9 protein-coding genes, 1 tRNA gene and 5 pseudogenes are annotated in these 11,299 nt (G+C 67.6%); 10 read left to right on the top strand and 5 right to left on the bottom strand.

Features of this window, described 5'->3' with window-relative positions; all coding sequences use genetic code 11:
• The first annotated feature begins 112 nt into the window (after nt 1-112).
• From ACWERV_RS35825 to ACWERV_RS35810, 4 genes and pseudogenes are all read left to right on the top strand, one after another.
• On the top strand, nt 113-514 hold the full coding sequence (locus tag ACWERV_RS35825) for a hypothetical protein (protein WP_452940996.1): 402 nt from the start codon (nt 113-115) through the stop codon (nt 512-514).
• A gap of 421 nt (nt 515-935) precedes the next feature.
• Nucleotides 936-1,942: pseudogene (locus ACWERV_RS35820) on the top strand (IS630 family transposase).
• A gap of 212 nt (nt 1,943-2,154) precedes the next feature.
• A complete protein-coding gene (locus ACWERV_RS35815; RefSeq protein ID WP_452940994.1) occupies nt 2,155-3,819 on the top strand; it encodes a PIG-L family deacetylase in 1,665 nt (554 codons plus the stop codon).
• Between the two features lie 123 nt (nt 3,820-3,942).
• Nucleotides 3,943-4,044, top strand: a pseudogene (locus tag ACWERV_RS35810) (IS481 family transposase); the annotation flags it as partial.
• A 7-nt stretch (nt 4,045-4,051) separates the two neighbouring features.
• On the opposite strand, the gene ACWERV_RS35805 reads toward ACWERV_RS35810, so the two are convergent.
• On the bottom strand, nt 4,052-4,279 hold the full coding sequence (locus ACWERV_RS35805) for a hypothetical protein (RefSeq protein WP_452940998.1): 228 nt from the start codon (nt 4,277-4,279) through the stop codon (nt 4,052-4,054).
• 534 nt (nt 4,280-4,813) lie between these two features.
• Here ACWERV_RS35805 and ACWERV_RS35800 point away from each other — a divergent pair.
• Nucleotides 4,814-4,932, top strand: a tRNA-OTHER gene (locus tag ACWERV_RS35800).
• A 279-nt stretch (nt 4,933-5,211) separates the two neighbouring features.
• The gene (locus tag ACWERV_RS35795) at nt 5,212-5,973 is read left to right on the top strand and encodes an SMI1/KNR4 family protein (RefSeq protein WP_452940992.1); all 762 of its coding nucleotides are present in this window, start codon (nt 5,212-5,214) and stop codon (nt 5,971-5,973) included.
• On the opposite strand, the gene ACWERV_RS35790 is transcribed toward ACWERV_RS35795, so the two are convergent.
• The gene (locus ACWERV_RS35790; protein WP_452940991.1) at nt 5,944-6,309 is read right to left on the bottom strand and encodes a transposase; all 366 of its coding nucleotides are present in this window, start codon (nt 6,307-6,309) and stop codon (nt 5,944-5,946) included. The two genes, ACWERV_RS35795 and ACWERV_RS35790, sit on opposite strands and share 30 nt — an antisense overlap.
• A gap of 72 nt (nt 6,310-6,381) precedes the next feature.
• A complete protein-coding gene (locus ACWERV_RS35785) occupies nt 6,382-6,573 on the bottom strand; it encodes a hypothetical protein (RefSeq protein WP_452940989.1) in 192 nt (63 codons plus the stop codon).
• Nucleotides 6,574-6,707: 134 nt separating this feature from the next.
• On the opposite strand from ACWERV_RS35785, the gene ACWERV_RS35780 reads away from it, so the two are divergent.
• Nucleotides 6,708-7,349, top strand: coding sequence for a hypothetical protein (locus ACWERV_RS35780; protein WP_452940987.1), 642 nt, complete (start codon nt 6,708-6,710; stop codon nt 7,347-7,349).
• Nucleotides 7,350-7,381: 32 nt separating this feature from the next.
• Here ACWERV_RS35780 and ACWERV_RS35775 read toward each other — a convergent pair.
• Nucleotides 7,382-8,602 (bottom strand): annotated as a pseudogene (locus ACWERV_RS35775) (ISL3 family transposase).
• 408 nt (nt 8,603-9,010) lie between these two features.
• Between ACWERV_RS35775 and ACWERV_RS35770 the strand changes: the two are divergent.
• From ACWERV_RS35770 to ACWERV_RS35760, 3 genes and pseudogenes are all read left to right on the top strand, one after another.
• Nucleotides 9,011-9,604: an alpha/beta hydrolase gene (locus ACWERV_RS35770; protein ID WP_452940985.1), complete on the top strand. Its 594-nt coding sequence runs from the start codon at nt 9,011-9,013 to the stop codon at nt 9,602-9,604.
• A 708-nt stretch (nt 9,605-10,312) separates the two neighbouring features.
• Nucleotides 10,313-10,876: a hypothetical protein gene (locus ACWERV_RS35765; RefSeq protein ID WP_452940983.1), complete on the top strand. Its 564-nt coding sequence runs from the start codon at nt 10,313-10,315 to the stop codon at nt 10,874-10,876.
• A 15-nt stretch (nt 10,877-10,891) separates the two neighbouring features.
• Nucleotides 10,892-11,125, top strand: a pseudogene (locus tag ACWERV_RS35760) (transposase); the annotation flags it as partial.
• 36 nt (nt 11,126-11,161) lie between these two features.
• On the opposite strand, the pseudogene ACWERV_RS35755 reads toward ACWERV_RS35760, so the two are convergent.
• Nucleotides 11,162-11,299: pseudogene (locus ACWERV_RS35755) on the bottom strand (DNA-binding response regulator); the annotation flags it as partial.

Here is an 11,299-nt window from a genome sequence, read left to right as displayed (position 1 = left end):
CACACAACACCCCAACGGTCGGATCAACGGACGTCGCCGCACATCCAACCGCCGGAACAGTCAACCCGGTGAACCTTCCCGGTCAGAGCACTAGGAAGCAGGAGGTGCAGGGATGAGCGTGCAATGGACGGCAACCGCCTTGGAATCGGGCCGGTTCTCCGCGGTTGAGAGGTGCACGGACCTGCCGGAGCTGTCCGCTCACTTCAACGCACTGCGCTCGGGCGGCCAGGGCTACATCGAAGTCCGTCTTGCGGGCAGTGAGTTTCCCCTGCTGACTCTGGGCTTCCAAGACGATCAAGCGGTCATCCACTTGTTCGACGACGCCGATCAGTCGTCCCTTCTCCTCGGCGACGGCACAGCGGCAGCGGCTTCCGTGGTTCAAGTGCCGATCATGGACGACCTGGCTGCGTTCGGCGGCGACTTTGTCCTCGCTGTCGATCACGCATGGGCCCTCATGCGCAACTTCATCCAGGCGGGCTCGCCCGGCGAACTGGGTGAGTGGCGCGAGCGGTGATCACGGCCCGATAGCCAATCGAGACGACGTCTAACTTCGCTGTCCAAGGACAGCGGTGGCCGCCGCCCTCCGGGTCGGCGGAGGATCGCAACCGGTGGCAGCACCCGTACGAGCTGTGGCACCGCGTGTGGCCGCCGTCCTCTGGGGCGGCTGGCTTCGTGCATCTCTGGGAACAGCAGATGTGGACGGGTTTGGGAGGCAACTGGTGATCTTTCGTCGCCTGGATGTCGATGAGAAATGACGGCATGAACGGCGGTGGAAGCTGGTTCACGTCCCTGAGACGAGACGGTTCCCTGGCTGCTGACCTTCAAAGGGCGGTGTCGGTGGGGCTGACGGTCCGTGATCCCTGCGGTATGCCGTGTTCATGAGGTATGCGCAAGGAAGCGGACTGACCGCCGAGCGGTAGGTCTTCCGTGAGAAGTTGAGGATGGAGGCGGCCGAGCGCTTTTCCCAGGGCGTCGAGAACAGGGTCATTGCGCATGACCTGCGGGTCAGCGTCCGATCAGTTCAGCGCTGGCGCAAGGCAAGGTCACAGGACGGGCCGAGAGCGCTGGCCTCGAAAGGGCCGGCGTTGCTGCCTCTCCTGAGCGACGAACTGTTCGCTGTACTGGAGAAGGAGCTGGCCAGAGGTGCAGTGGCGCACGGCTGGCCGGACCAGACCTGGACCCTGTAGCGGATCGAGACCGTGATGGGGCGCCGGTTCCACAAGAGCTACACCGTCCAGGGTGTCGCCGCGCTGTTGAAACGGCACGGCTGGAGCTGCCAGGTGCCTGCCCGCCGGGCGGTGGAGCGCGACGACGCCGGAGTGGCGAACTGGGTGAAAGAGACCTGGCCGGACGTGGAAGGACCGTGGCGGCGCTCGACGGCTGGCTCGTCTTCGAGGACGAGGCCGGGTTCTCGATGACGCCGCCGACCACTCGCACCTGGTCACCCCACGGCCACATTCCGGTCGTCCGCGTGCGGGACCGCTCCCGCCGCCGCTTATCAGTAGGCGCAATTGACCTGCTGCAAAGCGGGCGAGCCGTCCCGGCTGATCCACCGACCCTGCCCCGACGTCCGCCCCGATGGCCGCAAGAGCTTCTCCCGGAAGGACTACCGCGGCCTGATCCAGACTGCGCACCAGCAGCTCGGCGGCCCGATCGTGCTGGTCTGGGACAACTTGAACACCCACCTGACCGCCGGGATGCGCCGCTAGTAGCCGACCGCGACTGGCTCACCGTCTACCAGCTTGCGCCCTACGCACCCGACCTCAACCCCGTCGAGAGCATCTGGTCGGTGCTGCGACGCACCACCACGGCCAACCGGGCGTTCGCCAACCCGAACGACCTGATCACCGCAATCCGACGAGGCCTGCGCCAACTGCAATACCGCCCCGACGTCCTCGACGGCCGCCTCACCGGGACAGAACTCACGGCCGCCCCACCATGACGACATCACCCTTTGGATGTCAGTAGGTAGCCCGCGGATCCGTAGGGCAAATCACACCCCCGGGAAGGAACCCGTCCGCGGGGAATCCACTCAAGCCCGGTATGAGGACGTATGACGAACAGCATCCCTCCCGGCGCGCGGCGTTGGCCGGGGTTGTGGGAGCCGTGGCGCTGGCCGGGACAGGGTGCAGGGGTGCGTCGCACGAGGCTGCCGTGAAGGTGGCGCCGGCGCCGCCGTCGGGCCCGTACCGCAGGGAGGCCGGGGCGCTGGCCATGCAGGTGCTCGCGCATCCCGACGACGACCTCTTCTTCATGAACCCCGACATTCTGCAGGACATCCAGGCGGGTACCCCGGTGGTGTCGGTGTACGTGACCGCGGGCGAGTCGGTGGGGCGGAACATCCCGCCGGGCGGGTCGCACAAGCACCACCACGCCGACACGGCGGCGTATTCGGCGGCGCGGCACCAGGGGCTGCGGCAGGCGTACGCCACCATGCTGGGGCTGCCGCACTTCACACGCTGGCACAGCGAGGTGCTGGGGCTGCCGGGCGGGCTCCACGCCCAGATCGACACGCTCGCCAACGGCGTCCACCGCGCCACCCTGGTCTTCCTGCAGGTGTCGATGCACGAGCAGAACCAGAGTGCGAGCGTGCCGATGCTGTGGGACAAGCCCGGCACTACCCTGCCGTACCTGCCCGCCCTGGACAGCCCGTCGCCTTCGGACGCGACCGGCACGTACACCCACGACAAGCTGGTCGACGTCCTGGTGGAGCTGCTGAAGCGGTACACGCCCACGCATGTGCGCACCCTCGACCCCGACCCGGACATCCAGGTCCACGACAAGCAGCACCCCAAGGGCAGCGACCAGGTCGGCTACTCCGACCACCGCGACCACACGCCCGTGGCGCTGTTTGCGTGGAAGGCGCTCAAGCGGTGGTCGGAGTCGGGTGCGCGCGGCTTCACCACCACGGCCTACCGCGGCTACTACAACCAGCGCTGGCCCTTCAACCTGCCGCCCGCGACCGTCGCGCTCAAGGCCCGCTTCCTGCTGCAGTACGGCGGCGACCCCGACTGGGCGTGCGGCGACCCCGGCGGCTGCGGCGACTACGGGCAGGGCCGCAACGAGCCGCTGACCAACCGCAAGGGCTGGATACGCTCGACCCACCGGCGCTACCCGGGCGCCGGTCAGGTCGTCGTCCCCGCGGCGGGGGCGCCGGGCACGGCGTACGAGGTGCTGGGCCTGCACGCGGCCGTACGCGACGAGACCGCGCCCGGCAGCGGGCGGTGGGGTCCCGCCAGGGACCTGGGAGGCGGGCCGCTCGCACCGCAGCTGACGTGCGTGGCAATGCCGGGCGAGGGGACGCTCGTGTTCGGGCTGCGGTTCGCGGCCCTCGACGGGAAGGGGGGTGGCAACGCGCGGGAGATCGTGGTCGGGAACGCCGGCCGCTGGACATCGCTCGGCAACCCCGAGCACACGGAGGACCGGGGGCGGCGGGTCGGTCCGCCGACCGCGGTACGTACCGCCGACGGCCGGGTGCACGTGTTCGTGCGGAACGCCGCCAAGGGGCTCACCACCCGGGTCCGTGAGCCCGGCGGGACCTGGGGGGCGTGGACCGACCTCGGCGGCTCCGAGGTGCAGGACGGGATCTCGACGGTGACCGACCGCCAGGGCCGCGTCCACGTCTTCGCTGCGGGCCGCGACACCGTCCACCACTGGGCCCAGCCCGCCCCCTCCGCCCCGGTGGCCTTCCAGCCCCTGGGAACCCTGCCCTGCCCGGCCGACGTCCCCACGGTGGCGCTGGCACCGGACGGCACCATCGCCCTGACCTACGCCCGCCCCGCCTCCGCACTCACCGTGCGGGAGACGGTGGGCGTCTAGATGTTCTGTCTCGGGAGGTTGTGGACGGTGACGGAGATCGTCATTCGCTGATCTTGAGAAGGGTGAGGGCCTTCTGGCCTGGTGTGGATTGCGACATCTGCACCGGCGACCAGAAAGGCCCTCGTGCCTCACCGTAATGCACCCCTGACCGAGACCGGACGTCTGCGCCTGGCACGATGCGTGGTGGACGAGGGCCGGCTGCTGCGGCGGGCCGCCGAACGCTTCCACCGCCTCATGCGGAGTCGCTCGCGCTGCTGGTTTCGCGGTGGAAGGGCAGCAACGACAGAAGCTCGAATACGACGGCGTCCGCGTCGACGTGGAACTCCATGCCTGCCTGGCAACGGATCCAGAGCCCACTTCGTTGTGAGGCGAGCTCTCCCTGTGGCACCTGATGGGTGAGGCTGCGCGCGAGGCGGTGCGGGACGAACGCCTCCAGCGGGGCCTTGCCCGACTCGACCACGATTTCCGGCTTCCGGGATGTGACGGTAGTAACGGACCATCCGGTAGGAGACATCGGCGCCATGTTCCTCGACCAACCGGTCGAAGATCCGCCAGGCGGTGTGCCGCTGCTTGCGCGGCGCGTCCAGATCCGCCCGCAGGATGCCGTCGATCACCGGCTTGTACGGATCCAGAGCCGATGCCCGCGGCGGCAGCTTCTTGTGCGGCTCGGCCAGGCAGAGTCCAGCGCTTTCCGCACCGTCCGCCAGGTCGCGCCGTGCGTGCGCTCAAGCTCGCGCATTGACGCCACCACGGTGGTCACGCCGGATCGCCGCGTACAGCTCGAACTTCGACATCCGCGGCATGACCAGCACCTTTCACCGGGGGCACCTCAATGTTGCCCTGGCAAGAACCCCAGTGTCTTCCAGACTCGGGCTCTGGCTCAGCTTCTGTGGTCCTGCTGCAGCGGTTGCCAGCGCTGGATAACGCCTCGCCGCACGCAGGACGATCCTCTACCTTGATCCGGAGCGGGATGGCGCGCATTCTCGCAGGCTGCGGTGCCGTGGCAGAGCGGCCCATTGCGATCGCCGTGAGCGAGGTCCGGCTCACGGCGACTGATGGAGACGGGGCGGACCTGTCCCTATCTGTCCGCGGGTTCGAATCCCGTCGGCACCGCAGCCGACCTGGAACTTTGCCCGGTGAAAGCACTGCGACGTCGGTCCAGGTCCACACAAGTTGTGCCAGAGTCATCTCGCGTTATGGTCCAACTTCTGTGGAACGGTGACGCTCAGAGCTCGTAACACGATCTTGGTGGTGTCGTCGAGGGATGTCGTCGTTGCCACTGGGCCCCCCTAGCGAGCTGCCCAAGCTACGGACTGGTTCTGGATGGCGTCTCGCTCTGGCGACCTGATGGTTCTTGGCCGTGCGGCTCGGGCTTCCGATACGTTTCGTGGCATGACTGGCAGCTTCGACGTGGCCCACGCTCTGGACGGCGGGATTTCCGATCGGGGGCGGGCCTGGGCATTTGTCAGCAGCTTTGCCGCCGCTTGGGGCGACGCGCTGCCCGAGAATGACGGCACGCCCAGTGCGGAGCTGGCGCAGGCCGAGGCGATGCTCGGCTGCTCCCTGCCGACTGCGCTGCACGAGTTCTATACGCTCGCGGGTAGCCGGTCCGACCTGGTCGCCAACCAGGATCCACTGCTGCCGCCTGATGAGATGTTCGTGCATGACGATTGTGGCGGCGTCCTTGTCTTCCGCAGCGAGAACCAGGGCTGTGCCTTCTGGGGGGTGCGCCTTACCGACCTTGACCAGGACGATCCTCCGGTGCTCGTTCAGGCGCGACACGGCTGGGTGCCGTTCATGGACCGGACGTCCTTGGCCTGTGTCGAACTCGTATTGAGCGAGGCGCTGTTCGGCGGAGGGGGACGGCTGTACAACGCGTGCGAGCTGCCCGCGGACCTGCCTGAGGCGGGGCCCGAACACTTTCAACGGGTCCAGCTGCCGGACTACCCCATGTGGACGGGCCCGGAGGAATTCCCCGTGCGCTGGTTCTCTGCTCCGGGCAAGCTACTGCGCCAAGATGGCTCCGGCGTCGGCAGCTGGCTTCACGTCCGCGGCCGGACCCGTGCCGATCTGGATGCGATCTGCGCGGCCGTTCCCGGGCAGTGGTCCCTGGGGTACACCGAGTCACTCAGCTCCGATCCACTGCCCTTCTGAACTGCAGCGGTCCTTCCTGAGGCGTCTCCAGCAGATGAGGCTGCAGGCCAACGACACGAAGGCATTGTGGAGTTCGGTTCGGCGTTCCCAACGGACGGCGAGCCGCCTGAATTGGTGAAGGAGGGCAAAGGTCTGCTCGACGAGGTAGCGGAGCTTGCCCAGGCCGTGGATGTTCGGGGCGCCCTTGCGGGAGATGACGGGCAGGATCCGGCGCTCGCGGAGCTCTCGGCGGTTGGGGTTGGAGTCGTATCCTTCGTCGCCGAGCAAAGACTCGGGGCGGCGGCGTGGACGTCCGGGGCGGCCAGCAACGGGTGGGATGCGGTTCGACCAGTGCAAGGGTCCGGGTGACGTCGTTGACGTTGGCCGCTGTGGTGATGACCTTGAGCGGAGTGCCGCGTCCGTCGCAGATCAGGTGGTGTTTGCTGCCCGTCTTGCGCCGGTCGACCGGCGACGGACCGGTGTCGGCTCCCCCTTTTTCGCGCGGATGTGGGAGCCGTCCACACAGGCCCGGGACCAGTCGAGTTCGCCGGCCGCGTTGAGTTCGGCGAGCAGGACACGGTGCAGCTGGTCGAAGACTCCGGCCTGCTGCCAGCGATCCACGGCCGAGTACTCACACCAACACGAACGGACGAATCGCCAGATCGGTCACGCCCGACCAGGCCACTCCGACAAGATCGTGTTACGAGCTCTCAGTACCGATGGGAGTGTCGGTGGGGCGGTCGATAATGCCGGGCATGGCAGATCGCAGTCCGGTGCTCCGAATCATCAACTCGGCGGCGCGGGAGTCCCTGAAGCCGCTCGGCCTGGTCCAGCGTGGGCGGTCGCGGCTGTGGATTGATGACCACGGGTGGTGGCTCGGGGTTGTGGAGTTCACTCCGCCACGGACTGCCGGCAGCGGGCTGGACGTCGGTGCGATGTGGTTGTGGCACGACGTGGAACACCTAGCTTTCAACGTGGAGGCAATCCGGGTCGGCTCCGAGTCGTTCCGAACCGAGGACCAGTTCACACCGCTGGCACTCGAACTCAGCCGACAGGCGGCTGCGAACGTGACCGCGCTGAGGGAGAAATTCCCAGCTCTGCCGGACGTCGCCCGATACCTGACAACCCGACCGGTGCGCCGGGGATTCCTCTGGGACGGCTTCGACGCCGGCATCGCGGCCGCCCTGGCCGGTCACCCGGACACGGCCCGCGATCACTTCGAGCGAGTCCTTCGAGAGGACCCGCTGGCCCCGTGGATGGTCGACGCCCAGGAGAAGACACGTGAGCTGCACGCGCTCGTGGCAGATCGCGACGCCGTGACTGCCTGGGTCGCCCAGGCCGTCCATTCATGCCGGATCAAGCTGGGCCTCGATCCCGTGCCGCTCGCAATGAGCTGAACCGACCCGTTCGTCGAGCGACAGCTCTGCGGTCAGGCCAGCAAGACACGTTTCCGCAGCAGGTCGAAGCCTGCCCGGCCATACATCTGGCGCTTGATCATTTAGATCCGGTTGACGTGGCCTTCAAGAACGCCTGAGCTCCACGGCGTTGTCAGGCCAGCGGTGACTGCGGCGAGATCGCGTTCAAGGCCGTTGACGAAGGTGTGGAGGCTGGGCAGGTCGTTGGCGCGGACCGCGTTGACCCATTGCGGTAGCTGGTCGCCCTGGAGCTGGGTGAGCATCTTTCCGAACACGCGGACGTGCCCGGTGAGAGCATCCAGCTCGGGGCAGCCTGCGAGGACGGCTTTGAGCTTCAGGCGCTCGTTCTGCGGCAGGGTATCGGGGTGAGTCAGGATCCAGTTGGTGACCCTCCGGCCTCGCGGCGTCGGCCAGCCGTTGGACGGTGCGGTAGGTCATGCTGAGCTGTCGCTGGATCGAGCGTCGGCTGTGGCCGGCGGCCAGCAACGCGTGGACGGTGGCGTGCTTGGCGTGGGTGCGGTCGGCGAACCGGTGCCCGGTGGGCCACGGTGTCCCGCTTTCGGCTGGTGCCGGCGCCTTCTCCGGCATCGGCTCGGCGAAGGTTGCGTGAAGGCACGGGCGGTGGCGGGAGACGCACCGCTCGACCGCTTCGCCGAGGTTGCGCCAGGGTGAAACCGGTCCGCCACCTGGACGGCGGTGGGTGCCCTGATCCTGGCGCCCTCGGCGAAGAACGGGGCACGGTCACGGCACACGACCTCGATCCCCGGGCGTTCGGCCAGCCAGGCGGCGACCGTGCCCGCTTCACGATCCGGCAGCAGACCAACCGGCCTGCGGGTCTCAACGTCGATCAGCACGGTCCCGTAGACACGGCCCTTGCGCATCGCGTACTCGTCGATGCCGACCACCCGCAGGACCGTGTTCCGGCTGACTCTCGCCCCGAGGACGTCGGCCAGCCGGGCACCGGCGCGGCCGGCCAGGGCGAGGCCGACCTCGGCCAGTTTTGATCGCATTCGTTCGGTCCGCTGGTTGTACCGCCGGGTCAGGCCCTCGACCTGCTCGGCGAACGTTCGCCCGCACGCAGGAGACGTCTTCGCACGTGAAGCGCCGTACACGAAGTCGCAGCACCACCCGCCGCCCTGCCACGGGAAGATCGGCGGGGAATCGCAGGTAGGAGCCGTGCAACCGCCCCGACCAGCTCCCGCAACCCGGGGCACCGAGCCCCAGTCGTCCGGCATCTGACACCGACCCGGATCACTTCGCCATCGTCCTGCACCGACTCCACCCTGATCCTCGGGTCCGCTGGGAAGAGCAGCTCTTCCAGCCGTAGCAGTACCTCGCGCACAGCCCAGAACCATCAGCCCAGAACCATCAGCCCGGAAGCGGTCGGCACCGGCAGTTTCCGGACGATCTTGTGAGATCTGCCAACAGGACTCACCATGACAGAGAGTAGGCACACCACAGAAGTTGGACCAGAGCCTGAGTTTTGATGTCACCCGCGCCACGGCATCAGCGGGCGGTGACCTTGCGACAGGGTTTGAGGGTGGGTGAAGAGTTGACGAGCCTGATCACCGTTGGCTCGCGGCGGTTGTGCTGAGTGGTGGGTGTGTGATCGTCCAGTAGGCAGCGCGGGGTAGTCTCCCGTTGTGGTCGATACTCCGTCTCCGCGTGCCGTGGTGGTGCTGCCGGGTGGTCTGGGTGGCCCGTTCGCCCCGCTCCCGTTGTTTGCGACCTCGGCCGCGGAGGCCCGCGGCGCGCAGGTGCATCGCGCGTGGTGGCAGGCGCCGGCTGGTCTTCATTCCTCGGAGCGTGCTGGGTGGGTCCTGCCGCGGGTGACCCCGGTGCTTGACGAGGCGGCAGCCGCTGTTCGCGGAGGATCAGTCTTCGTCGTCGGCAAGTCGTTGGGGAGTGTTGCCGCCTCACTCGTCGGCGAACGCGGCTTCCCGGCCGTGTGGTTGACCCCGCTTCTCACCGATCCGCTGGTAGTGGCGGGACTGCGCGCTGCCCGAGCTCCGTTCCTGCTCGTCGGAGGAACCTCGGATGCGTGGTGGGACGGAAGGGTCGCGCGCGAGCTCACGCCCTTCGTACTCGAAGTCGACGGCGCGGATCACGGGATGGAAGTGCCGGGCCCCCTCGCTGCTTCCGCGGCCGTGCTCGGCCGGGTGGCCACGGGAATCGAGCAGTTCCTCGACGAAACCGTATGGCCTCGGTCGTCCTCAGGTCGTGTGGCGGTCACGTAAGCGCGGGCCATCGGATACGAGATGTCATCGGCCTCGTGCTCAGCCACCAACCGGTCGAAGATCCGCCAGGCGGTGTGCCGCTGCTTGCGCGGGGCGTCCAGGTCCGCCCGCCGGGTGTCGTCGATCAGCGGCTTGTAGGGTCCAGCCGCGACTCCTTGCGTCGCGGCTTCTTCCGCGGCTCCGGCCACTGCCCGTCCAGAGCCCGGCGCACTGTCCGCCACATCACATTACGCGCGCGCTGCAGCCACCAGGCCCCAGCGGCAGAATCACACTCCGCGGTCCCACCGCAGGCCCCCAAAGGACGTCAAGTGGAACCGACATCGCAACCTCGGTCAGGTGGTGACTCCCACAGTCACCTCGAAACGACTCGCGCCTTCAGGCGCAAAGCCATTGTGGTGACTTCCCCAGCCGACCACCTCTATCGACGCCGGGGGCGACAGTGGGCGTCACTTCAGGTGGCCTATTTGCTCGCCGTCTTCGGTGCGCTGTGTCGGCCATGCTCGGCACAGCCAGATCGGTGTTCCGGCCCCCCTCTGGAGGCGTTGCTGCCGGTCCTGAGGTGAGTTCGCGCCACTGTCACGTTTGGACTGCTTGATCGCGGCGAGGTTCGCGCCAGGCCGCGAGGGCTGGCTGCCTGTTGCTTCGGAACCTCAAGTGCACGCGCGACGCGCGGTTCGCACCGAAGGATAATGTCGGATAATGCCCGCCGTGAACTCCTTCGAGTGCCTTCTCCGCGAGCTGGAGAAGGCCGGCCTGTGGCGGCAGGTCTCGCACGATCAGACGTCAGCACTCCGAACCAGGCTTCGGTCCGGTCAGAGTGCGACGTGGTTGTCCGGTGGCGCGTGGGGCGCTGACGGTGAAGACCTTGCCGAAGGTGATGTCGAGGACTGGCTGCGCGGAATGACGGAGCCGCTCAGTGACTGTGGGGTCCAGTTGGCGGTCACGACTTGTTCGAGTCCGCACGATGGTCGCCTGGACAGCTACACGGTGAAGGTGAATGGCGAAATGCTGCACCTCTACTCCGTCGACCCGGTCGATCCGGGACTGCCATTGGCCCACGACCCTTGGCTGGACTGCACCGTCAAACCTGCTGCTGAAGTGAACCGTCTCCTCTCGGCGGCCGGAAGCGACTGCCGGATCGCGGTGTTCTGGCCCGGTGGTAATGACGGTTTCTCCGTGCTCGGCCCCGAGGACGTTCTCCGCGAGGCGGCTGTCGCAATCCAAGCAGCTGACGGGGCGTCCGCTCTTGTCATTCCACGACCGGCATGCTGAGGCTGGTCAGGTGGGAAGCCGGACTCGCTGTTCGCCGACCGCGGCTGCGACCACGACGTCTACCGCGACCAGGTCCGCGCCCGACGTATCGTGCCGGTCATCGCACGCCGCGGCACCCGGCACGGCACCTACCGTTGGGTCGTCGAGCGAACCTTCGCCTGGCTCCACGGCTTCAAACGAATGCGCATGCGCTGGGAACGCAGAGCCGACATCCACGAAGCCTTCCTCGAACTCGCCTGCTGCCTGATCGCCCTGCGACAGATCAGCCCATTGTGTGAGCCGTTGTCAGCTTCCCAGGAATCGCAGCACCGCCAGCACCCTGCGGTTGGTACTGTCGTCCCGCGGCAGCCGCAGTTTGTCGAACACCGCGTTGGTGTGTTTCTCCACCGCGCTCCTGGAGATGAACAGTTGCTGTGCGATGGC

The organism is Streptomyces sp. NPDC004031, assembly GCF_053604375.1.
The sequence above is the reverse complement of the archived record's forward strand: the minus strand, read 5'-3'. Positions and strand labels throughout refer to the sequence as shown.